At 50.8% G+C, this 23,833-nt stretch carries 18 protein-coding genes and 1 tRNA gene; 7 read left to right on the plus strand and 12 right to left on the minus strand.

The window, feature by feature from the left end:
- Positions 1-94: 94 nt before the first annotated feature.
- From BN3910_RS02990 to glsA, 3 genes are all read right to left on the minus strand, one after another.
- Positions 95-165, minus strand: a tRNA-Cys gene (locus BN3910_RS02990).
- A gap of 98 nt (positions 166-263) precedes the next feature.
- Entirely contained in the window at positions 264-1,679 is a 1,416-nt protein-coding gene (locus tag BN3910_RS02995) for an alanine/glycine:cation symporter family protein (protein ID WP_066926151.1), read from the minus strand.
- A 28-nt stretch (positions 1,680-1,707) separates the two neighbouring features.
- Positions 1,708-2,634 carry a glutaminase A gene (glsA, locus tag BN3910_RS03000; protein ID WP_066924178.1) on the minus strand — a complete coding sequence of 309 codons (927 nt, stop codon included), beginning with the start codon at positions 2,632-2,634 and terminating at the stop codon, positions 1,708-1,710.
- Between the two features lie 177 nt (positions 2,635-2,811).
- Here glsA and BN3910_RS03005 point away from each other — a divergent pair, with 177 nt between their 5' ends.
- Positions 2,812-4,005, plus strand: a complete 1,194-nt coding sequence (locus tag BN3910_RS03005) for a pyridoxal phosphate-dependent aminotransferase (RefSeq protein ID WP_066924180.1) — start codon at positions 2,812-2,814, stop codon at positions 4,003-4,005.
- A gap of 164 nt (positions 4,006-4,169) precedes the next feature.
- The gene (locus tag BN3910_RS03010; protein WP_066924182.1) at positions 4,170-5,549 is read left to right on the plus strand and encodes a uracil-xanthine permease family protein; all 1,380 of its coding nucleotides are present in this window, start codon (positions 4,170-4,172) and stop codon (positions 5,547-5,549) included.
- Positions 5,550-5,617: 68 nt separating this feature from the next.
- Here BN3910_RS03010 and BN3910_RS03015 read toward each other — a convergent pair whose 3' ends face one another.
- Genes BN3910_RS03015 through BN3910_RS03025 form a run of 3 tightly spaced genes read right to left on the minus strand, consistent with a single transcriptional unit; the run spans position 5,618 to position 10,494 of the window.
- Positions 5,618-6,844, minus strand: coding sequence for an RNA polymerase sigma factor (locus BN3910_RS03015; protein WP_066924184.1), 1,227 nt, complete (start codon positions 6,842-6,844; stop codon positions 5,618-5,620).
- Positions 6,845-8,689: an ABC transporter ATP-binding protein gene (locus BN3910_RS03020; RefSeq protein WP_066924186.1), complete on the minus strand. Its 1,845-nt coding sequence runs from the start codon at positions 8,687-8,689 to the stop codon at positions 6,845-6,847. It abuts the gene before it with no gap.
- Positions 8,689-10,494, minus strand: coding sequence for an ABC transporter ATP-binding protein (locus BN3910_RS03025; protein WP_066924188.1), 1,806 nt, complete (start codon positions 10,492-10,494; stop codon positions 8,689-8,691). The genes BN3910_RS03020 and BN3910_RS03025 overlap by 1 nt, the downstream gene beginning before the upstream one ends.
- A gap of 186 nt (positions 10,495-10,680) precedes the next feature.
- Here BN3910_RS03025 and BN3910_RS03030 point away from each other — a divergent pair, with 186 nt between their 5' ends.
- The 4 genes from BN3910_RS03030 to mgtE all read left to right on the plus strand — a co-directional run bounded on the left by BN3910_RS03030 (position 10,681) and on the right by mgtE (position 15,512).
- Positions 10,681-12,186: an aminotransferase class I/II-fold pyridoxal phosphate-dependent enzyme gene (locus BN3910_RS03030; protein WP_066924190.1), complete on the plus strand. Its 1,506-nt coding sequence runs from the start codon at positions 10,681-10,683 to the stop codon at positions 12,184-12,186.
- Between the two features lie 62 nt (positions 12,187-12,248).
- The gene (gene scfA, locus BN3910_RS07495) at positions 12,249-12,395 is read left to right on the plus strand and encodes a six-cysteine ranthipeptide SCIFF (protein ID WP_075967980.1); all 147 of its coding nucleotides are present in this window, start codon (positions 12,249-12,251) and stop codon (positions 12,393-12,395) included.
- A 14-nt stretch (positions 12,396-12,409) separates the two neighbouring features.
- A complete protein-coding gene (gene scfB, locus BN3910_RS03035) occupies positions 12,410-13,885 on the plus strand; it encodes a thioether cross-link-forming SCIFF peptide maturase (RefSeq protein WP_066924192.1) in 1,476 nt (491 codons plus the stop codon).
- Between the two features lie 277 nt (positions 13,886-14,162).
- Entirely contained in the window at positions 14,163-15,512 is a 1,350-nt protein-coding gene (gene mgtE / locus BN3910_RS03040; RefSeq protein WP_066924194.1) for a magnesium transporter, read from the plus strand.
- Positions 15,513-15,597: 85 nt separating this feature from the next.
- Here mgtE and cdd read toward each other — a convergent pair whose 3' ends face one another.
- Genes cdd through BN3910_RS03070 form a run of 6 tightly spaced genes read right to left on the minus strand, consistent with a single transcriptional unit; the run spans position 15,598 to position 22,812 of the window.
- Positions 15,598-16,038, minus strand: a complete 441-nt coding sequence (gene cdd, locus BN3910_RS03045; RefSeq protein WP_066924196.1) for a cytidine deaminase — start codon at positions 16,036-16,038, stop codon at positions 15,598-15,600.
- Positions 16,039-16,048: 10 nt separating this feature from the next.
- Entirely contained in the window at positions 16,049-17,389 is a 1,341-nt protein-coding gene (locus BN3910_RS03050) for a thymidine phosphorylase (protein WP_066924198.1), read from the minus strand.
- 13 nt (positions 17,390-17,402) lie between these two features.
- Positions 17,403-18,308, minus strand: coding sequence for a metallophosphoesterase (locus BN3910_RS03055; RefSeq protein WP_066924200.1), 906 nt, complete (start codon positions 18,306-18,308; stop codon positions 17,403-17,405).
- A gap of 18 nt (positions 18,309-18,326) precedes the next feature.
- Positions 18,327-19,268 carry an NAD(P)/FAD-dependent oxidoreductase gene (locus tag BN3910_RS03060; RefSeq protein ID WP_066924202.1) on the minus strand — a complete coding sequence of 314 codons (942 nt, stop codon included), beginning with the start codon at positions 19,266-19,268 and terminating at the stop codon, positions 18,327-18,329.
- On the minus strand, positions 19,265-20,092 hold the full coding sequence (locus tag BN3910_RS03065) for a Cof-type HAD-IIB family hydrolase (RefSeq protein WP_066924204.1): 828 nt from the start codon (positions 20,090-20,092) through the stop codon (positions 19,265-19,267). The genes BN3910_RS03060 and BN3910_RS03065 overlap by 4 nt, the downstream gene beginning before the upstream one ends.
- Positions 20,086-22,812: a heavy metal translocating P-type ATPase gene (locus tag BN3910_RS03070; protein ID WP_066924205.1), complete on the minus strand. Its 2,727-nt coding sequence runs from the start codon at positions 22,810-22,812 to the stop codon at positions 20,086-20,088. Before BN3910_RS03070 ends, BN3910_RS03065 begins: the two co-directional genes overlap by 7 nt.
- Positions 22,813-23,098: 286 nt before the next feature.
- Between BN3910_RS03070 and BN3910_RS03075 the strand changes: the two genes are divergently transcribed.
- The gene (locus BN3910_RS03075) at positions 23,099-23,803 is read left to right on the plus strand and encodes a DUF5684 domain-containing protein (RefSeq protein ID WP_066924207.1); all 705 of its coding nucleotides are present in this window, start codon (positions 23,099-23,101) and stop codon (positions 23,801-23,803) included.
- The last annotated feature ends 30 nt before the right edge of the window (positions 23,804-23,833 follow it).

A 23,833-nucleotide genomic window follows, 5' to 3' on the forward strand; every position in this document is an offset into this window, starting at 1 on the left:
TTTTTCGTCTTTCGCCTATTGTACAACGACGCGGTACAAAAAAACAGAGCACCGGCATCGGCGCTCTGTTTTGCCGGATTCTTCCGGCGTTTAAAGGCGACACCCAGATTTGAACTGGGGGTGAAGGTGTTGCAGACCTCTGCCTTACCACTTGGCTATGTCGCCACTAACGAATCACGTGGAAAAGATTGTATCATGCCCGGACGTATCCTGCAAGAAAAGATTCCCCTCGTCCACAGAATGCGGACGAGGGGAGGCATTTTTTATTTCCAAAAATCCAGTTTGCTGTCGTCCAGGCCGATGTTTTTCGCCAGGAAGACCGGGTTCTTCCCCTCTTTTTTCTGTTGTTCATAATCACGCAGGGCGGCGATGGCCGTTTTGCTGAGAATAAAAATAGCCGGCAAGTTGATCAGCGCCATAACCCCCATGAGCAAATCGCCAAGATTCCAGGCATAAGTCGACTTTTGCGCCGCACCGAGGAAGATGACTGCTACCGCAATAAGGCGATAGACGATCATAAAACCTTTGCTCGGTTTCTTCCCCCGGACGTAAGCCAGGTTGTTGTCCACATAGAACAGGTTTCCGATGAGCGTCGTAAACGCAAACAGCGCCAGCGAGAAAGTAATGAAAGGAGCACCGAATTTTCCGAGAAAAGTAGCAACGGCTTCCTGTACATACGGAGCGCCATCAAGAGCCTCTGCGGGCTCAACGCCGGAGCTTAAGCACATGAATGCCGTAGCCGAGCAGATTAACAGCGTATCAATAAATACAGAAAGCATCTGAACCAAGCCCTGCTTAACCGGATGGCTGACACTGGCAGCAGCAGCAGCATTCGGCGCGGAACCGATACCGGCTTCATTGGAATACAATCCGCGCTTCACGCCGTACATAAGACTGGAACCGGCAATGCCGCCGAAAATGGCCTTGAAATTGAAGGCATCCGAGAAGATACGGCCAAAAACGGTGGGCATGTAGCCGATGTTTTTAATGATCATGATAAGCGAAACGACGACAAAGATGATGCCCATCACCGGAACCAAGGTGGAGGTAAACTGAATGATGCGCTTGCCACCACCAAATACGCAGTAAGCTGTGATAAGTGCCAATACACCGCCGATAATCCAGGGAGTAACCTCTTTATTGTAAAAACTGTACGCAGAAAAGCTCGTCTGCAAGTTAAACGCCGCAAGCATATTGAAGCCGACCGCATAGGTGGCAATCAGAGAAATGGCAAAAATAACACCGAGTGTACGACTATGGAGTGCGGATTCAATGTAGTATGCCGGGCCACCATAGCTTCCCCCTTCCGGATCTTTGCGCTTATAGATCTGTGCCAGGGTGGATTCGATGAAAGCTGAAGCGCCACCGATAATAGCGACAATCCACATCCAGAAGATAGCACCGTAGCCACCCAAACAGAGGGCACTGGACACGCCGACGATGTTACCCGTTCCGACACGGGACGCTGTCGAAACCATCAATGCCTGAAAGGAGGATACGGATTCTTTGTTTGCCGGTTTTTCCATAACGACATTAATGGATTCCTTGAATAATCTTCCCTGCAAAAAGCCCGTACGAATCGTAAAATAAAGGCCGATGCCGAGCAACAAGATAATCAGCACCGGATAGTAGATGACGCCGTTTATTTTGTCGATAACGCCAAATACGCTTTTCAGCATAGTGTTAAGCATAGTTTTCTCCTTAAGGTTAGTAAATGTGCAGATTGAGCAACGTGGAGAGTCTCTCCAGCATACGAACACCGACGTAAGAGTTTCCGTGTTTATCCAGTTTCGGGCTGAACACGCCGATGCCGTAACCGGAGCGATTAGTCGCTACAATTCCCCCGCCTACACCGCTCTTTGCCGGCATGCCCACCAATAGAGCAAATTCACCGGCATAATCGTACGTACCGCAGGTCGCCATCACCGTTCGCAGGATGGTCGCATTTTCTGCAGATAACACCTGTTCTCCCTTCGCATTTTTCCCGTCATGCGCTAATACAGCACCGATCGCCGCAAGATCCAGCGTATTGACCAGGAGAGAACAGGCGCGAAAATATGCGTTTAACAGATCTTCCACGTTCTGCGTAGTAGAAATAATGCCGTCATTGAGTAGCATGTAGGTCAACGCGCGGTTAGCATACGCGGAATTGCTCTCAGAAAGATAAATAGCATGACAATAATCGAGATCTGTTCGTCCAACCACTTCGCGGGTACGTTCCCGTATCTTTTCAAACGTGTTCTCATGATACTTTTGCATCAAAAGAGAAGTGGCAACAATAGCACCGGCATTGATAAACGGATTGACGGGAATATTGTGATGGCTTAATTCCAGCTCCAAAATGCTGTTGAACGGCTTTGACGAAGGCGTTACGCCTATGAACTGGCGAACGTAATCCGGATCATACGTCTCTAACACGCAAAGATAAATAATTATTTTCGCAATACTCTGTGCCGAGAACTTGTAACGATCGTCACCGACGGAATAAACAGCATTGTCGGGACTGATAAGGGTTGCTCCCACTAACTCCGGATTCTGCTTAGCAAGCTCCGGAATATAGTCTGCCACCTTTCCCTGATCGGTATATTCCAGCCCGTAATGATAGGCTTCCTGCAGTGCGCTTTGAATGTCCATTATCCTTCCTCCTTTCTGTAGATTGGTGAAGCGGAGCACATTTCAATTCCACTTCAAAATTGAGTATACAATAAACGTTTTCCGTTGAAAAGAAAGGATGCATCATCAAATAAATTCGTATATCATTACAGAGAGATGAATTGTTTTACAAGGAACGAAAAAAAACAGGAGGTGGCCATGAACGTAGCAAAGCGCGTAAAGGAATTACCGGTATCCCCGACTCGGCGATATCTTGGCATGGCGAAAGCGGCAGAAGAACGGGGGATAAACGTCATTCGGCTGAGCATTGGCCAACCGGATTTGCCCACCCCTCGAGAATACTTTGAAGCGCTGAAACAAATCCCGGAGGGAACCGTACGCTATCCAAACGCAACGGGGATTGATGACATGCGTAAGGCGCAGCAGGCGTACTATGCCCGATATGGGATTCAATACGCCGCAGACGATATTTTTGTCACCGGCGGTGCAATGGAAGGCATTCGTTTTGCCATAACAGCCACCTGCAATCCCGGCGACATCATGTTACTGATCGAGCCGTTTTACACCAATTACAATATGATTACGCATCTTTTCGGCGCCGAAGTGCGCGCAGTTACGACGCAAGCTGAGGATAATTATGCGATCCCCGATGAATCCGCTTTTGAAGCGCAATATGATGAAAAGATGAAGGCAATTCTCCTTTCCAACCCCTGCAATCCGAACGGACGTGTCTATCGTCGTAAAGAGCTGGAAACCATCGTGTGCTTTGCCAAGAAACACGACCTGGTTGTCATTTCGGATGAAGTCTATCGTGAATTTAATTTTACCCCTCACCCATTCATCTCCCTTTATGAATTTGAGGAGATTCGCGACCAGCTTATTCTGTTGGACAGCGCCTCAAAAAAATACGCCGCCTGCGGAACGCGTATCGGTACGGCTGCCACAAGCAATGCCGAGCTCAAACAGGCTCTTGCGAAACTTTGCCAGATGAACCTTGGCGTCTCATCCACCGAACAGTGCGCAGTTGCCGCTCTTAGCCGCGTCGATGAACGCTACCACGAAGGCGTGCGCGAAATCTATCGCTCGCGCCGCGAAGCAATGCTCAATGCTTTTGCCGAAATGAAAGATATTCGCTATTCCGAGCCAGAAGGCGCCTTCTATTCGCTGGTTAAATTGCCTGTCGATAATGCAGAAAAATTCATCCAATGGCTGCTTAATGATTTTTCTGTGGACGGCGAAACCGTTTTGGTTACACCGGCCGCCGACTTTTACTACACACCTGGGTTGGGTGAAGATGAGATTCGTATCTCCTACTGCGTGGACGAGGAAGAGTTGGTTCGCGCGTTGCGCATCATCAGAAAGGGCTTACAAGCGTATCCGGGACGAAAATGATGCATGCCGTTCCCATACGCACTAAGATCGCTTCTATGAGGAGGCGATCTTTTTTATATGCGGAAATATCCTTGCAGGGGACAAAAAGGTCTGCTATAATGCTTACAATTTTGGGCTAAGGAGCGCTCGGGGAAACCCGGGCGTTCGTACAGAATGGAGAGAATATGGAACGCAAGATCCCTTCGGAAAAGACGGACGTAAAAAACGTCACGCCGGGAGAAAACGCGATTTGGGACATTCGCACCATGGCGGTGCCCACAAGACTTCTTCTCGGTTTGCAACATCTGTTCGCGATGTTCGGCGCAACCATCCTTGTGCCGCTGCTCACCGGACTGGATATCTCAACAACCCTACTTATGGCCGGACTCGGAACCCTTTTATTTCATTTCGTCACAAAGGGACGCGTACCGGCTTTTCTTGGCTCTTCATTCGCCTTTTTGGGCGGATATGCGGCCGTGGCTCCGCTCATTAACGGACAGCCGAATACGGAAATGCTTCCCTATGCCGGAGGCGGTGTATTTGCCGCGGGACTCGTCTACGTTGTATTAGCTTTCTTCATCTATCGTTTCGGCGTTGAACGCGTCATGCGCTTTTTCCCTCCCGTCGTCACCGGGCCCATTATCATCTCCATCGGTCTGACGTTGGCGCCTTCCGCCATCGGCAATGCATCCACTGACTGGACGTTAGCCATTGTCGCCATCGCGGTCATTATCTTTTTCAATATCTGGGGAAAAGGCATGCTGCGCATCATTCCGTTAATCCTTGCCGTTCTGATTTCCTATGTCTTTGCTCTTATTCTAAATCGTGTGGATTTCTCCACCATCACACAAGCCGCCCCCATTGCCCTGCCGTTGCATCCTGAAGCGTTTATGAAGTTCGATCTCTCCGCGATTATTACCATTATGCCGATCTCTCTTGCGACCATGATGGAGCACATCGGTGATATCACTGCAATCGGCGCTACGGTCGGAAACAACTACATTCGTGATCCAGGGCTTCACCGCACCCTTCTTGGCGACGGACTCGCCACCTCGCTTGCAGCAGCTTTCGGCGGCCCGGCCAACACAACCTATGGAGAAAATACGGGCGTGCTGGCGTTAACGCGCGTCTATGATCCCAAAGTGATGCAGATCACCGCAGTCTTCGCTATTCTTCTCTCCTTTTTCCCGGTAGTCAGCGGCTTTATCCGCTCCATTCCGACGGCAATTATTGGCGGTGTCTCTCTCATTCTGTACGGCATGATTTCGGCCATCGGCGTCCGAAACCTGGTGGAAAATCATGTCGATTTCACCAACAGTCGCAATCTGATTGTTGCGGCGGCCATATTCGTCTCGGCTCTGGGCTTTACCGGAGAGCATCCGGGGATAAGCTTTATGATCGGCGAATTAACCGTTTCGCTTTCCGGTCTTGCCATCGCTGCACTTCTCGGTATCCTTCTCAATGCGCTGCTTCCCGGCAAAGATTATGACTTTAAGGTCGAAGAGCCACAGGATACCGGCGTAAACTTCTCCGGAATAACGGAAAGAGGATCCAAAGAGAATTAAGAACAAAGGAATACCAAAAAGGCCACCGGAATACGATCCGATGGCCTTTTTTGATTAAAACGAGTAAGTTATGCATCACCGCTCTGCAATTGATACTCAATCCCATCCACGACAATGCTTGCCGTCGCCGGATTTTTATCCTGTCCGGCGAACCAGGCTTCGACCCAATATTCCTCCATGGTCAGTTGAGGGGGATTCCCGGCGACATGGCCGCCTTGTCCATCCACAAAGGCAAGATAGATACGGTCGTCACGATAGCCGATGTGTTCAATGCCATAGGTTTCGGTAATCGCCTCGCTCAGATTAAGCAGTGCGCGAACGGGCGAGCCGAGTTTAGCCTCATAGAGGATACCGCTTTTCTCATCCAGAAAAAGGATACGGTCTTTGTAATATGCCGCATGGACACGTTTCACTTGACGAATTTCCGTCACTTCTTCCGACGTCGCAGAAGACGTCTCCTCCGAGGAAAGTATCGATTCTTCGATTTCAAATCGGCGGTCTCTATTCGGATGACCGAGCAGTTGCAGAAGAACAAAAATGATGATTACGCCGATCATAAGCGCGCCGACAAGGAGAAGAATGCGATTTTGTGACTCGCTTAAGTGCGAAATTTTGCTGACGGCTCGGTGATAGAGGATATTGCCCTGCAAGTCGTTAAGAATCTGTTCTTCCATTTCCGGCGCGAAAATATGTACGTCCAAGTTCGACACGGCCTCAACGGAATTGATGTGGCTCTTAAGCCAAAGATGAAGCGCCGTAACAAAGGAAGGATACTGCGGAAGTTCCTTTATTTGCTGAGGGGACAGATTATTTTGCTCCCCGATGAATGCCATGGCGCGTGTGCGACGCGAGATGACGGAACTTCGTTTCATGCGTAAAAGAGCCGAAATGCGTTCATCCGGCAGAGAGAACAGGACGCTCAATTGCAACACGATGCGATCCCGTTCCGGGATGCGGGCGATCTGTTCACCGAAGACACTCACCTCCGCATCGCCCATCAACGAAGGAATGGGCACTTCCATATTTCTTTCTATCGGTGCCTGTGTACGGTTGGCTCTGGCGGCGACCAAAGCGCGATGGCGTGTCACCAACACGAGAAGTGCTTTCTTCTCTTCCCTGCTCCAGTCGCCATCAAGGACGCCGCATTCGTGAAGGATGTTCATCACCTGGCGCACCACTTCCTCTGCACGGCCTTCCTCCTGCGTAAAGGAATAGGCGATGTGATAGGCCAGGTTTTTATGTTGCTGAAAAAATTTCAAGCCCGCCTGAGAAGCCGTTTCGTTTTCCATCGGCATTTATTCCTCCTGTCCGTATTGCAACTCGTAAAGCACGCGGAAAAGGCCATTTTGGGCAATCAGTTCGTCCTTCGTGCCCTGCTCCGCCACTCGTCCGTGATGCATGACGATGATGTGATCGGCACCGGCAATGGTCGAAATGCGATGCGCGACAGCCAGCATCGTGCGGTTCTTGGCCATGTTTTGAATGGCCTCCTGAATCAGCTGTTCGGTTTCCGTATCAATATTTGCGGTGGCCTCATCCAAAATCAAAATGGACGGATCTCCCGCGATGGTACGCGCAAAGGAAAGCAATTGGCGCTGTCCTGCGGAGAGAGTTGCTCCGCGTTCGACGACCGGTTCATCGAATGTCTTCGGCAGTCGGTCGATGAAGCTGGTGGCATTAACCAGTTTTGCCGCCCACATCGCCTGTCGGCGAGTCACGTTGGGACGACCAACAGCGATGTTACTGAGAATATCGCCTTTAAAGAGGAAGACATCCTGCTGCACCGTACCCAATGCCCGACGAAGAGAAACCAGATCATATTCCTGCACGTTCACGTCGTCGATTAAGATTTCTCCACGCTCCACCATATAAAAACGGGCGAGAAGACTGAGGATCGTGCTCTTTCCGGCACCCGTTGCACCGACAAAGGCCACAAACTGTCCCGGCTCGATAGTGAAAGAGACGTCTTTCAATACCCAGGGCATTTCTTCGTTCTCCGAAAGCACTACCGGCAAAACATCGTCCTCGTCATCTTCTTTCGACTTGGGTTCCGGTTTGGGATAACGGAACCAGACATGGCGAAACTCAATTTTGCCGATGAATCCTTTTTCGTCCACCAGTTTTCCCTCTTGATAGGGTTCTTCCGGCGCATCCAGAAGTTTGAACAAGCGATCGGAAGAAGAAAATGCAGACTGCATCACATTGAATATTTCTGCCATTTCCTGAATAGGCATGAACAGCCGCTGCAGATAATTGATAAAGGCATAAAGCACACCGAACGTAACCGCTCCCCGAATCTGCGCCCCGCCTCCAAACCAAAAGAGAAGCGCAAGCCCGACCGTGCGCACAATTTCAATCGCCGGACGATAGACGCTGTAATACTTCACTTCACGACGCGAAGCGCGGTAGTAAGATCGATTGGTTTCATCAAATTCGTCGTAGATCTTTTTCTCCCGGAAAAACGTCTGAATCACGCTCATACCGCTGATGTTTTCCGCTAATTTCGTATTGATTACCGAGCGAATCGCCCGCTGTTTATCGTACACCACACGGATTTGTTTCTGAAAGATGATGGAGATCAACATGACAAAGGGTGTCAACAACGTTACCAGAACCGCCAAGCGTACATCCAGCGCAAACATCATGGCTAAAATGCCGAAAAACAGCACCAAGTTGCGGAATAAATTGGTCAGAACATAGGTATAAAGTTCCAGTACAGATTCGGTATCATTGGTCACGCGCGTCACGATACTGCCGATGGCATGATGATCAAAATAGGTCATCGGTAAACGTAAGACATGATCATAAATCTGTTGGCGCATATCCGTCACAATATACACGCCGGTACGTTGCGTCAACATGCCAGCCGCATACATCACAAAGAAGTGAAATACGATTGTTGCCAGATAGAGTAAGCCCAGTCGCATCGCGGAAGCCATCTGTGCATTCGCCACGTCCGGAGCCAGATCCCGTCTCTGTAAAATCGAAAGCGGGCCGTCGATCAATACCTGAATAATTTTCGGTCGAAGCAGCACCACCGCAGTACTCAGCAGCATCGTGAAAAAAATCAAAGCATACCAGCGCCAATACGGCATGGCATAGGCGGCCAAACGACGGAGGGGACGTTGTTTTTTCGGCATCACGCCCTCCCTTCTATCGGTTGTGCGGAAGAAACGACTTCCTCCGAATTATAGACGTCATCGTCGGAAGCGTTGACCTGACTTTCCAGTAACTGACGATGATAGAGGTCGCAATAAAAGCCCTCTTCATTCACCAGCTGTTCATGATTGCCGCGCTGGGTAATCCTTCCTTCTTCCAAAACCAGAATCTCATCGGCATGTTGCACGGTCGATACGCGTTGACTGATCATGATGAGACCCTTCTTGTGTTTCTTCAGGCCGGATAAGATACGGCTCTCCGTCTCCGTGTCCACAGCCGAAAGCGAATCGTCCAACAACAACACCGGTGCCTTGCGATAATATGCACGTGCTATCGAAATGCGCTGTTTCTGTCCGCCGGAAAGCGTTACGCCACGCTCTCCCACGACCGTGTCATACCCTTCTTTCATCGCTTCAATGTCCTTATCCACCTGTGCAAAGCGCGCCGCTTCGATTACCGCCTCACGATCTTCCTCTTCCCCGCTGAAGGCGATGTTTCCGGCAATTGTACGCGAAAACAGGAAGCTCTCCTGGGCAACGATCCCGAAGCTGTCATAGAGACGTGCAAAAGAGCACTGGCGAATGTCCACACCGTCCACGAGAATTTGTCCTTCCGTCACGTCATAACGACGAAGAAGAAGTTGAATGATGGTCGATTTACCGACGCCGGTTTTGCCCAAGATAGCCAGGGAATTTCCCGGGTGAAAGGTAAAACTGATATCCTGCAGAACCCATGGAAGATCCGGGCCGTAGCGGAAGGAAACATGCCGGAACTCCACCTCACCTTGCCGATCGCCGTCATCTACCGGATTCTCCACTTCCTGTACAGCGGATTGCATACGGAATATTTCATTCAAACGCGCCATGGACGATACGCCGCGCTGAAATTGCGAAACAATGAGTCCCATCGCGATGAGCGGCCAGACAATCATGTTGAGATATTCCATCGTCGCCACGAAGGCGCCGATGGTGAGCGCTCCGCTGCGGATCTGTAAGGCTCCGTAAAGAATAAACACGACAAAGCTCAACCCTGAAATGAGTGTGACTGTAGGATCAAAAAGCATATCCATCAGACTCCAGCGAATGAACTTTTTTGCATAATCGGTATTGACCGCACGAAACGAGTCGCTGCGATTATCCTCAATAGCGCACGCTTTTATGACGCGCATGCCGGATAAATTTTCCTGCGTTTCGCTGGTCAGATCCGAGAAAGCATTCTGCAGCGCACGGCTTCTGGTTTGAATGGGCCCCATCAGTTTGGCAATCACATACGCAAGAAGCGGTAAAGAAACCAACGCCACCAAAGCGTTCACTACACCAATGGTGGAAATGAGCATAATAACGGTAAAAATAGTCATGAATAAGCTGTCGACCAACATCATGACACCGAAGCCCATGGACTGTCCCACCATCACCACATCATTCGTGGCGTGTGCCATCAAATCCCCTGTAGAATGCATATTGAAAAAGCGCTGATCCAGCCGAAGATAATGACGAAATAATTTATCACGCAGCCAGTATTCGAGACGTCTTGCGGCGCCAAAAATGGCATTACGCCAGAAATATCGCCCAACCGCCATAAAAAGACCCAAGCCGGAAATCCAGGCCAATAACTCAAAAATGAGCCGTTCATTCAATTGACCGGCCTGTGCCAAATCGGCAAAGCGACGAACCACCTGTGGAGTGTATAAACTGGCGGCATCCACCAAAATAAGCATAAGAATGCCGAAAAAATAATGGCGGCGATTTTCTTTAAAAAAGGGAAGGATGGTTTTGAATTCCCGCATATCGCTTCCTTTCGGTAAAAAAGTCCTGCATCAAGAGAATTAACGGTATAATTCTTCATATATTGCGGACGGCGGATATGGTTGCCGTCTTTTCATTATACGTTTTTCTCATTATAAAGGAAACGGACCGAAAAATCCTTAAAGAGACGAGAAACAACGAGAAGAACGACACAAACAGGAGGGCACATGAAACAAAATGCCTCGCTTCCGAAAGGAAACGATTATCTGGAGACCTTAAAGAACGTTCGTGAGAACGGTCTTTATCCCCTGCACATGCCCGGCCACAAGCGCAATCCTCGATACGGCAATGAACTGCCTTATGGATTGGATGTAACGGAAATTGAAGGCACTTGGGATCTGCATCACCCCGATGCGGCTCTACGTGCTCGTTTGCGAGAAGAAGCAAAAATGGTTGGAGCGGCCGCTTCATTTTATACCGTGCAAGGCTCCACAGGCGGAAACCTGGCCGGCGTCTATACGCTCTGTCCTCCGGGTTCAACGATCCTGTTATCGCGCGCCAGCCATCAAAGCCTATATCATGCGGTGGAATTGCTCCGCTTGAAGCCGGTGTATCTGATGCCGGATCTTGTTCCGCCGGGCATACCCGGTCCGATTCGGCCGGAACAGGTGCAGGCGGCGCTGGAGGCATTTCCCGGCATAAAGACGGTATTGTTGACTTCGCCCACCTTTGAAGGACGGCGCTGCGATATTCGTTCGATTGCCGATCTTTGCCATTCGTATGGAGCGAAACTGATGGTCGATCAGGCGCACGGCGCCCACCTGCGCTATCTTGCCGACTTTTTGCCGCATTTTTCGGATGCGGTAGCGGAGGGCGCGGATCTTGTCGTGGAAAGCCTGCACAAAACCCTGCCGGCGCTAACCCCGGCGGCGCTGGTCCATGCAGCGGACACCGTGGATTGTACGGAGCTTGCGCGTGCCATTTCAATTTTTGAGACCAGTTCCCCTTCACACCTTCTTTTGGCATCCATTGATCATTGCCTTCGCGTATTGGAAAAGGAAGGCGCAAGTCGACATCAAGAAGTACTGGAAGCTTGGCGTTCTGCGGCAAAGGGTCTTGACGCGCTGAACGTTCTGGAATGGATGGATTTTGATGCGCCCTCTTCCCTTCCGAGCGATCCGTTTCGCGTCGTTCTTTCAACCGCACAAGCCTCAATTTCCGGACCGGAGCTGGCCAATCGCCTGCGCGAAAAAGGCTTTGAACCGGAAATGGCACAAGCCGAACACGTGCTTTTGTTGCTGTCCATTGGCGATGATCCATCCGTTTTTCCCTCGCTCGTCGAGGCGATCCTCGCGATTGATGCGCAGCTGAACAAAACGCCGAAAAAGCGTCCGGTCTCCACACTTCCCTCCTTGCCGGTACAGGTGCTTTCGATTGCACAGGCAAGGCGTGCTCCCAAGTCCGATGTGCTGCTGTCGGATACAGCCGGTTACGTTGCTGCAGAAGCGCTTTGGACCTATCCGCCCGGCATCCCTCTATTGATGCCCGGAGAGCAGATACGACAAAATACGCTTGACGCTTTGCAAGGAATGGCCTCGCGCGGTGTTCGCCTTCGTACCGACCGTCGCCCGGAAGGCGTTCCTTTTGATGCCCTGTCTCTTTTTGTTGTCGGTGCGGAACTTGCGGAATCCATTCCTCAGGAAGAGGTTGACGCTTCGTCCCCTCGCACGTAAAATGAAAGAAACCCATAGGGGAAAACCAAATGACCGATGGTCATGATCCTGAGGAGGACAAGATGAAACATATTATCAGTTTACAAACCCGTGATCTCCAGAAAAGCGCGCAAGATGGCGGATGCGGTGAGTGCCAGACGTCCTGCCAATCGGCATGCAAAACATCCTGCGGTATTGCGAACCAGGACTGCGAACACGCGTCGAAGTAAGAAACGACATACGGATGATTCATTATTTTCAATCGCAAGGACAGAAAATCGCGCTGGATGTTTATTCCGGCGCGGTTCATCTTTTAGACGACCTTTCTTATGCGCTCTTGGACCAATTGGCGACACTGCAGAACGAAGGCCTGTTCGTTCCCCAAAACGGCATTGACGATGCGACACGAGAAGAAGCCAAAGCACGTGTGCTATCGTCCTCTCCTGCATTTTGCGCTGAAGAAGCGGAGGAAGCGTTGGCGGATTTGGCGACACTCATCGCACAAAAGCGTCTGTTTACGGAAGATCCGTACGCGGATTTGGTGCTTAATCTGCGTGAGCGAAAAACCTATGTCAAGGCGCTGTGTCTAAATGTCGCTCATACCTGTAACCTGGATTGCGACTATTGCTTTGCCAGCCAGGGCAAATACCATGGAGAACGTGTGCTGATGACCAAAGAGGTCGCCGAGCGCGCCATTGATTTTGTACTGAACGCTTCCGGTCCTCACCGGCAGATCGATATCGATTTCTTCGGCGGCGAGCCCATGCTCAACTGGTCACTCGTAAAAGACACGGTCGCCTATGCACGGGAAAAAGAGGCCGAACCAGGAAAGCAGTTTCGTTTTACCTTCACGACAAACGGGATGCTGTTGGATGAGGAGGTAACGGCCTTTCTGAACCGGGAAATGCACAATGTGGTGCTTTCGTTGGACGGCCGAAAGGAAGTGCATGACCGCCTTCGCCACACCATCGACGGGCGCGGAAGCTACGATCGCATCGTTCCCCGTTTTCGCGCCTTTGTAAAAGATCGCGGCGACAAAGAATATTATATGCGCGGCACCTTCACAAAAAATAATGTCGACTTTTTCCAGGATGTGCTGCATATGGCCAATCTCGGCTTCTATCGCCTATCGATGGAACCGGTCATCGGCGATCCCAACGAGCCCTATATGCTCGGTCCCGAAGATTTGCCGACGCTTCTTGACGAGTACGACAAGCTCGCTGCAGAGATGATTCGCCGAAATCGTCTGGCACGAAAAGTGACCCGAGAAGGCGGCAGTATTAACGATCTGGCTCCTTCCGATCACCCCTTTGTGTTTTATCATTTTATGATGAATTTAGAAGGCGGTCCCTGTATTCATAAACGCATTGCCGGCTGTGGCAGCGGCGTGGAATATCTGGCCGTAACCCCACAGGGTGAGCTTTATCCCTGTCATCAGTTTGTCGGCGAAGATGCCTTTGCTGTAGGCAATGTATGGGAAGGGATCACGAAGCCGGAGGTAACGGAACCGTTCAAAGCCTGCAACTGCTATTCGCATCCGGAATGCGCCGACTGTTGGGCAAAACTTTACTGTTCCGGCGGCTGTGCAGCCAATGCCCTTCATGCGTCCGGCTCGCTGACGGGAACGGTCCCGTTTAGCTGTGCCCTTTTCCGTAAGCGTATGGAGTGCGCGCTTGCCATTCAGGCGGATCTCGCCCTCTCCGCGCAGGAAGAAAATTAAGACGCTTTTTTCTTGCCATTTTTTCGTATAGCACCTAAAATAAAAGGCGGGGCATCACACCCCGCTATTTTCATGGAGAAAGGAGTTCAACATGGGACCTGTGAACCATTCAGACAATGCAGAAACGCCACCGACTGAACCTCGAAGTTCGATGAATGAACGCCTTTTCGTTGAGAACCGCTTGTTCTCTCTTTTTGTTGTTCTGCGCTGAGGCGCTCATTTTTCCGTTTAGTAGGAGACGTTTGCATTGCCGTGCGTACCATGACGGAGGTGCAAAATGGAAAATAAAACTTTTGTTGAGAAACTCAATGAACTAATTGAAAAAAAAGATGTTGTTGGCGTCCGCAAGCATATTGAAGATATGCATGCTGCGGATGTTGCGACGCTTCTGGAAGAGGAACCGGCAGAAGAAGCGGCCATGTTCTTTCGTTTTATGACGAAAGATAAAGCGGCGCATGTCTTTTCGTATTTAAGTGTACCGCGCGCGCTGGATCTGGTTGCTCTTTTCACCACAGAGCAGACCGCTTCTATTTTTGAAGGCCTATATGTCGACGATGCGGTTGACCTTTTAGAAGAAATGCCGGCGAATGCCGTGCGAGCGGTTCTGCAAAACGCAACGCCGAAAAAGCGTGAACAACTTAATCGCTTTCTGAAATACAGCGATCAATCCGCCGGAAGCGTCATGAGCGCGGAATTTATTCAGATTTATCCGTTCATGACGGTGCGTGAAGCCATAGATAAAATTCGCAATGAGAAACAACTTTTGGACTCCTTTTCGGAGGTCTACGTTACCAGCAAAGATCTCAAGCTCTTAGGCGTATTATCTGTTCGGGAGCTGTTGTCTGCTGAGGATGACCAGAACATTGTAGACGTTATGCATGATCATGTGATCTCGGTTACCACGGATACCGATCAGGAAGATGCGCTGGATGTGATTTCCCGCTACGATTTCAGTGCTCTTCCGGTGACGGATTCGGAATCGCGCATTGTCGGTATTATCACCGCGGATGACGCGTTGGATATTTCCGAACAGGCCGCGAGTGAAGACTTTCAGATCATGGCCGCGATCAGCCCCAATGACAAGGAATATTTTGACACCAGTGTCTTGGATATGGCCAAAAGCCGCCTGCCCTGGCTGCTGTTTCTCATGCTTTCGGGAATGCTGAACGGTTTAATTTTAGGGTCATTTGAACATGCCTTTATGGCGCTACCCATCCTTGTCACCTTTATACCGATGCTCACCGACACCGGCGGTAATACAGGTGCGCAAAGTTCCACCCTCATCATTCGCGGATTGGCCACCGGCGATATTGATATGAAAGATGCGCCCAAGGTTCTCTGGAAAGAATTTTGCGTCGCCCTCTGTGTGGGTCTTGTACTGGGTTTCCTTTCTTTCCTGCGTGTGGCCTTCTTCCCGCCGAACGATCCGATTGTCGGCATTGTCGTCGGCTTAGCCGTCATGGTGATTGTGCTTTTTTCCAAGTTGCTCGGCGGCATGCTTCCACTTTTGGCTGAACGCCTCGGCGTGGATCCGGCCTTAATGGCGGCTCCGCTCATCACCACCATTATCGACGCCAGCGGATTGATTGTTTTCTTCCTGTTGGCTAAAGCGATTTTACATCTCTAGCGATTTTACATCTCTGACAAACGAAAGGACCTCTTCCCGCTTTTCAGCGCACGGAAGAAGTCCTTTTTTTATATTTTTTAACTCGCTACAACAAATCCTCCGGTCCAAAGGAATGCGGGAGCAGTTCATCCAACGTATATTCCACGACGACATCCTCTGCGTTGGCTAAGTAGACCGGCATCTTCTTTGTGCAAAACTCACTCAATGCCTGTCGGCAGACACCACAGGGCGTCGTAAACGACGCGGTGAGCATCTTCTCACCCTCCTGCCTTCCCACAATGGCGATGGCCTGAAACGACCGTGCTCCTTCGGAAACAGCCTTATAAAGAGCCGTTCGTTCGGCACAGGTTCCCGGAGAGAACGCGGCGTTTTCAATATTGCAGCCGCTCCAAATCACGCCGTGGTCATCCAAGAGGGCTGCGCCCACCTGAAAGTGGGAATATGGAGAATACGCATTAGCCAATGCTTCCTCTGCGGCATCCACAAGCGTTTTTTGGGGACAATTTTGCCTGGTCCATTTCTTCATCGTTTTCTCCTTATGCATTCGCCTCGGTAAGCGTCACGCCGTCTTTGCGTACCACGGCATACACCGGCGTATGCGCACGTTCAACCGGCTCCGTTGTGAGAGTATAGGCCGATTGGGCAAGCGCTACGGCTTCGGCTCCTTTTGTCTCGTCATTCGCTTCGACGGTAAACAGAACCTCGCCTTTTTTGGCCGGATCACCCACTTTTTTGTACACATACAGACCTACCGCCGGATCAATCCGATCTTCTGTGCGCCGTCTGCCGGCACCTAAAAGGAGCGAGCTCTTTCCGATGGTTTCCGCATTGATGGCGGAGACGATCCCGTCCTGTTCCGCTCGACCGGCAAGGGAATATTCAGCTTTGGGGAAGTGAGAAGGATCATCGATATAGGTCACATCGCCGCCCTGATTCTTAACCATGGCTTTAAATTTGGAAAGCGCCTTTCCGGAGGTGATCGCTTCGTGAACAAGGCTTTCCGCTTCTTCTTGGCTCTTTGCGCATTCTCCGGCAATCAGCATCGCTTCCGCCAGCGCATAGCATTCCGCACGGAAATCCGCAGGTCCTTCTCCTCTAAGCGTATCCAGCGCTTCTTTGACTTCCATGGCATTACCCACCGCGCAGCCTAAGGGCTGTGTCATATCCGTAACTAAAGCAATGGTTTTCTTGCCGTTATCTTCACCAATGCCGACCATGGCTTTTGCCAGGCGGATCGCCTCTTCAGGCGTCTTCATAAAAGCTCCGGATCCGTACTTCACATCCAGAACAATCGCATCCGAACCGTCGGCTAATTTTTTCGACATGATGGATGCCGCAATGAGTGGAAGAGAATCCACCGTACCCGTCACATCGCGCAAGGCATAGAGAACCTTATCCACCGGCGCAATGTCGGCACTTTGGCCGATAATCGCAATTCCGTCGCGAGCAACAAATTGCGTAAACTCCTCTTCGCTGATTTCTGTACGAAAACCGGGAATGCTTTCCAATTTATCAATGGTTCCGCCGGTAAAGCCCAATCCCCGTCCGGACAATTTGGCAATGGGCAAGCCGCAGGCCGCTACAACGGGTGCAATCACCAACGATGTTTTATCGCCGACACCACCGGAAGAATGTTTATCCACAATGGGATGACGAAGCTCCGGGAAAGAAAGACGATCCCCAGAACAGGCCATTTCCCGCGTCAGGCTGGCCACCTCTCGCCCATCCATCCCGGAAAAGAAAATGGCCATGAGCAGAGCGGAAATCTGATAATCCGGAATCGTCTTCGTTTTTACGCCATCGACAAAATACTGAATTTCCTCATCTGTGAGAGCCTGTCCGTCACGCTTCTTAAGAATGATATCGACGATATTCATGGTTCCTCCTTGATCAGTGAATGGACTGCGATGTCAACGTTACGACGACCAGTTCCTGGTCGTTAAACAGGCGAAAGGGAAACCGGGGGCCACCCATACCGGTGGACACCACCATGCTCTGTTTGCCGCTTTGATAGACGCCTTTACTGTACGCCGGAAAAAAGCTGCGCTCAGGCGACAGCAGACCGCCGATGAACGGCAGACGAATGACGCCGCCATGGACATGGCCGGACAGGATCAGATCCGCGCCCCAATCCACATAGGTTTGGAAAGGCAACGGATTATGTGCCAACAGAACAGTGTAGCCGTCACCTTTTTCTCCCAACAATTCGTCCATCTTCGGGGGTGAAGAGTACTCATAGCAGCCCAGCGGCTCCATCAGCCCGACAAGGCGAATGGTCGCTTCACGATGCATCAGTGTAACTGTGCGATTTTCGAGCCGAATGACGCCAATCGCATCGAGGTCTTTATAGAACGCCTCTGCATTTTCCATACTTTGATCACGATAGAGTTCGTGGTTTCCGCGAATATAATAGGTCGGATACTTTTCCGCAATCGGTTTAAGTTCATCGATTACCGCATCCGTATTTTGCGTGCGTCGAGAAACAATATCCCCCGTGAGCACGACGATATTGGGTTCAGCTTCGTCAATCGCTTCCAGCAGTTTACTTCCGTCTTGTCCGAAAACATTGTCGTGCAAGTCCGATATCTGGGCAATGCGGTAATTGTTAAATGCATTCGGCAGGAAAGGACTTTCCACCGTGTATTCTGTCGTTTTGAATGTCATATTACTCCGATAAATGGAGAAAAGTACGCTGAACAGCAGGAGTGCACCGAGAACGAGCACAATCACACGATGCCACTTCCCCATCAAATCACTCAGCGGCCTTTTCTTTTTTCGTTTTCTTGTCGAAGCCATGCTTGCTCCGTTCTCTTTCTACTGCTTCTGATCCAAATAACGTCCCGCCTCAATCGCTGCCGTCGCACCGTCCGAAAGAGCGCCGACAATTTGACGCACAGTTTTTGTACGTACATCCCCCGCGGCAAATACGCCTTCCACATTGGTTTTTGTGTCCTCTCCGGCCACAATGTAACCTGCGTCATCCAGGGTAACCTGCCCCTGATAAAGCGAGGTGTTAGGGATCATACCGATGTAAATAAACAGGCCAAAATCTCCTTCAACCGTCTCTTCTTTTCCCGTGACATTATTGCGCATGACAAACGAGCTCAGCATCGGATCACCGCCGAGTCGAACCACTTCCGTGTTCAAGACGACGTGAATTTTACCGGACGCCTGCGCCCGTTCCTGAAGCAATTTGGTTGCACGCGGCATATGCCCGCGATAAAGGATCGTCACGTTATCGCTGAGCGTGGAAAGATAGAGGCCTTCATCAAATGCGGCATCACCGCCACCGACCACATAGATGGGAAGGCCGGCAAAAAACGGGCCGTCACAAGTAGCGCAATAGCCCAAACCCCGCCCGACATACGCGTCTTCTCCCGGCAAGCCGAGAGTACGCGGATTCGCGCCCGTAGCAAGAATGACTGCTCCCGCCTCCCAGACGTTCTCTTCGGTTTCTACGCGCTTCGGTGTCGAATCTAAGGCAACACTTGTCACCTCACCGCGCAAAAACTGCGCACCGAAATGTTCGGCCTGCTCTTTCATGCGATCGGCAAGCACACTCGGGTCGCTGTCCCCGCCGGGCATATTCTCAATGACCGCCGTAACCATCATTTGTCCGCCGATGGTCTCCTTTTCCAGCACGACGACTTTTTTTCCGCTTCGTGCCGCATAGAGTGCAGCAGAAAGTCCTGCCGGACCACCGCCAATGACGAGGATATCTACGCTTTTTCTATCTTTATTCAGTCCTTCGCTCATGACCAGAGTCCCTCTTCCTTCAGTTGCTCCAATGCCTGTGCAACACCGTATTCGGAATACGAAGACGTCACACGATCCGCAATTTCCTTAACTTCAGGAAGCGCATTTCCCATGGCAATTCCCATCCCGGCCTCAGCAATCATGCGGCTGTCGTTAGCATAATCCCCCATGGCACAAATCTCTTCGGAGGAAAGGTCGAGCTCTTGCGCAATCACCTGTATGCCGTTCCATTTGTCCACGCCCTCGGACATCACCTCCACAAGTCCCTTTCCGGACATGGTGATGGAAACGGACGACAATCCCCGCAATTCGCGAAGTAAAGCATTTTGCAGATCCACATCCTCCCCCGGAAAATACTGTATCTTCAGCATTTCCTGAGAGCCCATTTCCAGATCGGCACGCTCCTGAATATGGATGTTGCATTGCATACGCATACCATAATCGGTCTTCGAAGCAATCAGATGATCAAACCGTTCCGGCCAACAATAGGGCGAAAACAATGTCTCCTGCGAATAGAAATGAAAATAAATCCGGTGTCGAATCCCAATCTGAATGAGCTGAACAGCGACCGGAGTATCAATCGCCTCTTTGTAAAGCACTTTTCCGTCCGGAGTCGCGACTACCGCACCGTTTGAACCGATGCAATACGCGCGAAGGCCTGCCTGTGCAGCCAGAAATTGCGGCGAGCGCAAAACACGTCCCGTCACCAGCGCGACGGTCTTTCCCGCATTTTGCAAAGCGCGCAGGCTCTCCCGATTTCTTCCGTTGATACTTCCGTCAACCAATAGCGTATTATCGAGATCAAACGCGAAGAGCTTCAGCATACTTGCTCCTCGATGCCACTTACCGTATAGCCGGCATCCTCGACGGCCTGAATTAACTCCTCGTCCCGAATTTCTTTTGTCAACGTCACTTCGGCAATCGCCTTTTCTAAATCCACCTCGGCATGAACGCCTTCCAATGCGTTCAACGCATCCTGCACGTGCTTTTGACAATGGGCGCACGACATCCCCTTGATGGTTAATTGTTTTTTCACGATCTTCTCCTTTCCGACAAAACGCGCATCGGCACTTCTTCCATTCATCATGTCTTCCGTCTCTTTTTCAGGCCGTACGACATTCCTCTTTCGATCAACGGTTTGCGCTGTACTGTTTTTATTGTACCCAATCGTCCTGTTGAAGGAACGAATGTTGATGGTTGATTCCTCACTTTTTGACGAAGAAACAACCGCGTCCTGTTTCACGCGAAAGCGCTGTAGCGTAAGAGCGTTGGCCATAACAAACACGGACGAAAGGCTCATCGCCGCGGCTGCAATCATGGGATTAAGCGTCAAACCGAAGGAAGGATAGAGCGCTCCGGCAGCGAGCGGTATACACAGAACGTTATAGAAAAACGCCCAGAACAGATTCTGACGAATTTTGGTTGTCGTACGGGCCGAAAGATCAATGGCCGTCGCGACATCGCGCAGATCAGAACGAATCAGAACCATATCCGCCGAATCCACAGCCACATCCGTTCCGGCGCCGATGGCGATGCCGACATCCGCTCGCACCAGCGCAGGCGCATCATTGATGCCGTCGCCCACCATGCCCAGAAAGCCGTCATGGGTTTCCTGCCAGGTACGCAGAACCTTTTCTTTGTCCTGTGGCAGAAGGCCGGCAACAAAGTTGTCCATGCCGAGATCCTTCGCAATCGCAGCAGCCGTGCGCGGATTATCCCCCGTCAACATCATCGGCGTGATGCCACGCGCCGAAATTTCCTGTATGGCCACTCGACTGGTCGGTTTGATGACGTCCGCTATACCGAAAATAGCCGCCAGTTTGTCGTCCACTGCAAAATAGATGGGCGTCTTTCCCTCTTCGGCCAACGCCTCCGCGAAAGAAAGAAAATCTTCAATCGAAATACCTACCTCCTGCATCATACGTGCATTGCCGGCGACAAGCGAGAGCGTCGTTCCGTCTTGGATTAACGAGGCACGAACTCCCATTCCGGGATAAGCCGAAAACGCCTCTACCGGCTGAAAAGAAACCGAATACGATTTTGCCGCCTCCACCACGGCAAGCGCAAGGGGCTGTTCCGATTGCGCCTCAAGCGAACCCGCAAGCGTAAGAAGTGTCTTGCTGTCCAGATCCTCACGAAGGAACAGGTCTGTCACCCGGGGGCGTCCTTCGGTGATTGTTCCCGTCTTGTCCAGAGCGAGCAGCTCCACTTCATGTAGACGTTCCAATGCTTCAGCCGATTTGATCAGCAACCCGTTTTCCGCCGCTTTTCCCGTGGCGACCATTACGACCACCGGCGTGGCCAGGCCGAGCGCACAGGGACAGGAAATAACCAATACCGAAATAGCAAGGCGTAGTGCAAAGGTAAACGGCTGCCCGACCACCAGCCAGACGAAAAAAGTCAAAAGCGAAATACCGATTACCGTCGGAACAAAAATCGCAGAAATTTTATCTGCCAGCGCCTGCATCGGCGCCTTTGTCGCCTGCGCCTCTTCCACGAGGGTGATAATCTTTGCGAGTGTGGTTTCTTCGCCCACCGCCGTCGCACGAAAGCGAAAAGCACCGACGGTATTCATGGTGGCGCCGGTCACCCGATCCCCCACCTGTTTTTCCACCGGAATGCTCTCTCCCGTAATCGCCGATTCATCGACGCTGCTTTGCCCTTCAACCACTACGCCATCCAAGGCAATACGCTCTCCCGGCCGTACACAAAGAATGTCTCCCTTTACCACGTCTTCTATGGGAACGATGACCTCTTCTCCATCACGCCATACGCGCGCTGTCTTCGGCTGCAAAGCCATCAGCGAGCGAAGCGAATGCGTGGTTTTTTGTTTGCTTCGAACTTCCCCGTACTTGCCCAGCGTAATCAGTGTCAAAATGGTACCCGCCCCTTCAAAATAGAGGTCATGACGATAGTGCATTGCGCGTTCGGCATCATCGAATCCCAGCCCGTAGCTGATCTGAAAGAGCGCAAATATGCCATAAAAAACGGCTGCTGCCGCACCAACAGCAATTAACGAATCCATATTCGGCTGTCCCCGACGAAGACTCTTAAAACCGCTGATAAAATAGATGCGATTGACAAACACAATGGGTAACACGAGCAGAAACTGCGCCAAAGCAAAATTCATGCTTCCGTTCAGGCCGAGAAAAAATGCCGGAAGAGGCAAGCCGAACATCGGCCCCATGGCAATGGTAAGCAGCAACAATAGAAAGGGAACGGAGATTTTTAATCGCTTGCGCATATCTTTTGCCTGCTGGGCAAAAGGATTTTCATCGTTCTCTCTGTGATCATCGGATCCGGTGTGCTTGACCGATGTGCTCTGTTTGCGATAGGCATGATAACCCGCTTTATCTACTGCCTCTTCGATGGCCTGCGCACGGACCGGTTCATCGTCAAACTCGACTTCCATCGCATTGGTCATGAGACTCACTCGCACATCCGCTACGCCATCAATGGCGGAAACTGCCCGTTCCACCGCATGTTGACAGGCTGCACAGGTCATTCCCTCTACGACAAAATGCTCTTTCTTCCTTTTTTCCATTCTATGTTGCTCCTATTCTTCTCTCACTTTTGTTGTTGGCAAAGGAGTCGAGACGGGAGAATGGTTATCCTTCCTCTTTTTCTCCTTCTCTATTCGCTTCTTTTACACTATGAATACCCTTAAGCCAGCAAAAAAATTTTACCGTAAACAGACACAGAAATACGATTTTCGGGTATAGTGGGATCAAGATACAAGGGTGAAAAACGGCAAGCCAATGATGCCGTTTTACAAGCAGAACACTGCGGAGATCTTTTTCCGCCACGGTTCTCATCAGAAAGGAGCTTTTATGCCTAATGATTTCTACGGATCTTTCGGTGCTGCCTCTCCAACGGATGCTTTCCTTGAAGAAACGTCAGATTCCATCGCTGGATTCCTCGCCTTTTTCGGCGCATTTTATCTCATTTTTGTGCTTTTTTTCCTGGCCTTGGCGATTGTTTCGATTATCGCCCAGTGGAAGCTGTATCAGAAAGCTGGTGAATCCGGCTGGAAATGTTTGATTCCCTTCTATAACGAATGGGTTCGCATACGTATTGCCCTGGGGCGAACCTCTGTCGGTTGGTTCATTCTTAGTCTTTTTCCCGGTTTGAACCTTATCGAGCGATATTATGTCGGTTTTTATTTCGCCAAGCGCTATTCGGGAAAAGACAGTATTGCATTGCTTTATCTGCTTCTCCCTCTTGTTACGGCCCTGCTGATGGCCTACAGCAACCGCTATCAGTATATTGCCAATCGCGATCGGGTAGACAGCGGACGTGGCGGCATTGATGGCGATTGGCCGCTATGGGCAAATGAAGAAGCCCCCTATCGGGCGGATGATCTCTTTTCCCGGCCGTCCGGTCCGGAAGAGAGAGTCGAAGAACAAGTGCGCTACGATTCGCGTTATGCAAGTCGTGATGAACAGGCACGCAAACCCTACTATACTTCAAACGATACGGCAAATGACAGGGAGAATCCAGGCGCTTCCGAACAACAGGAAACAGGTGAGGAATAAAAACTTCTGAAATGTAGAAAAAGTAAAAAA

Source organism: Murdochiella massiliensis, from assembly GCF_900059565.1.
Taxonomy (GTDB): Bacteria; Bacillota; Clostridia; order Tissierellales; family Peptoniphilaceae; genus Murdochiella; species Murdochiella massiliensis.

What these genes read in the sequence shown, in the direction of transcription:
- BN3910_RS03070 (WP_066924205.1), bottom strand. Translation starts at nt 22,812, where the DNA reads ATGGAAAAAAGGAAGAAAGAGCATTTTGTCGTAGAGGGAATGACCTGT.
- glsA (WP_066924178.1), bottom strand. Translation starts at nt 2,634, where the DNA reads ATGGACATTCAAAGCGCACTGCAGGAAGCCTATCATTACGGGCTGGAA.
- scfB (WP_066924192.1), top strand. Translation starts at nt 12,410, where the DNA reads ATGATTCATTATTTTCAATCGCAAGGACAGAAAATCGCGCTGGATGTT.
- mgtE (WP_066924194.1), top strand. Translation starts at nt 14,163, where the DNA reads ATGGAAAATAAAACTTTTGTTGAGAAACTCAATGAACTAATTGAAAAA.
- BN3910_RS03025 (WP_066924188.1), bottom strand. Translation starts at nt 10,494, where the DNA reads ATGCGGGAATTCAAAACCATCCTTCCCTTTTTTAAAGAAAATCGCCGC.
- BN3910_RS03015 (WP_066924184.1), bottom strand. Translation starts at nt 6,844, where the DNA reads ATGCCGATGGAAAACGAAACGGCTTCTCAGGCGGGCTTGAAATTTTTT.
- BN3910_RS03010 (WP_066924182.1), top strand. Translation starts at nt 4,170, where the DNA reads ATGGAACGCAAGATCCCTTCGGAAAAGACGGACGTAAAAAACGTCACG.
- BN3910_RS03055 (WP_066924200.1), bottom strand. Translation starts at nt 18,308, where the DNA reads ATGGCTTCGACAAGAAAACGAAAAAAGAAAAGGCCGCTGAGTGATTTG.
- BN3910_RS03060 (WP_066924202.1), bottom strand. Translation starts at nt 19,268, where the DNA reads ATGAGCGAAGGACTGAATAAAGATAGAAAAAGCGTAGATATCCTCGTC.
- BN3910_RS03075 (WP_066924207.1), top strand. Translation starts at nt 23,099, where the DNA reads ATGCCTAATGATTTCTACGGATCTTTCGGTGCTGCCTCTCCAACGGAT.
- cdd (WP_066924196.1), bottom strand. Translation starts at nt 16,038, where the DNA reads ATGAAGAAATGGACCAGGCAAAATTGTCCCCAAAAAACGCTTGTGGAT.
- BN3910_RS03050 (WP_066924198.1), bottom strand. Translation starts at nt 17,389, where the DNA reads ATGAATATCGTCGATATCATTCTTAAGAAGCGTGACGGACAGGCTCTC.
- scfA (WP_075967980.1), top strand. Translation starts at nt 12,249, where the DNA reads ATGAAACATATTATCAGTTTACAAACCCGTGATCTCCAGAAAAGCGCG.
- BN3910_RS03065 (WP_066924204.1), bottom strand. Translation starts at nt 20,092, where the DNA reads ATGCTGAAGCTCTTCGCGTTTGATCTCGATAATACGCTATTGGTTGAC.
- BN3910_RS03030 (WP_066924190.1), top strand. Translation starts at nt 10,681, where the DNA reads ATGAAACAAAATGCCTCGCTTCCGAAAGGAAACGATTATCTGGAGACC.
- BN3910_RS03005 (WP_066924180.1), top strand. Translation starts at nt 2,812, where the DNA reads ATGAACGTAGCAAAGCGCGTAAAGGAATTACCGGTATCCCCGACTCGG.
- BN3910_RS03020 (WP_066924186.1), bottom strand. Translation starts at nt 8,689, where the DNA reads ATGCCGAAAAAACAACGTCCCCTCCGTCGTTTGGCCGCCTATGCCATG.
- BN3910_RS02995 (WP_066926151.1), bottom strand. Translation starts at nt 1,679, where the DNA reads ATGCTGAAAAGCGTATTTGGCGTTATCGACAAAATAAACGGCGTCATC.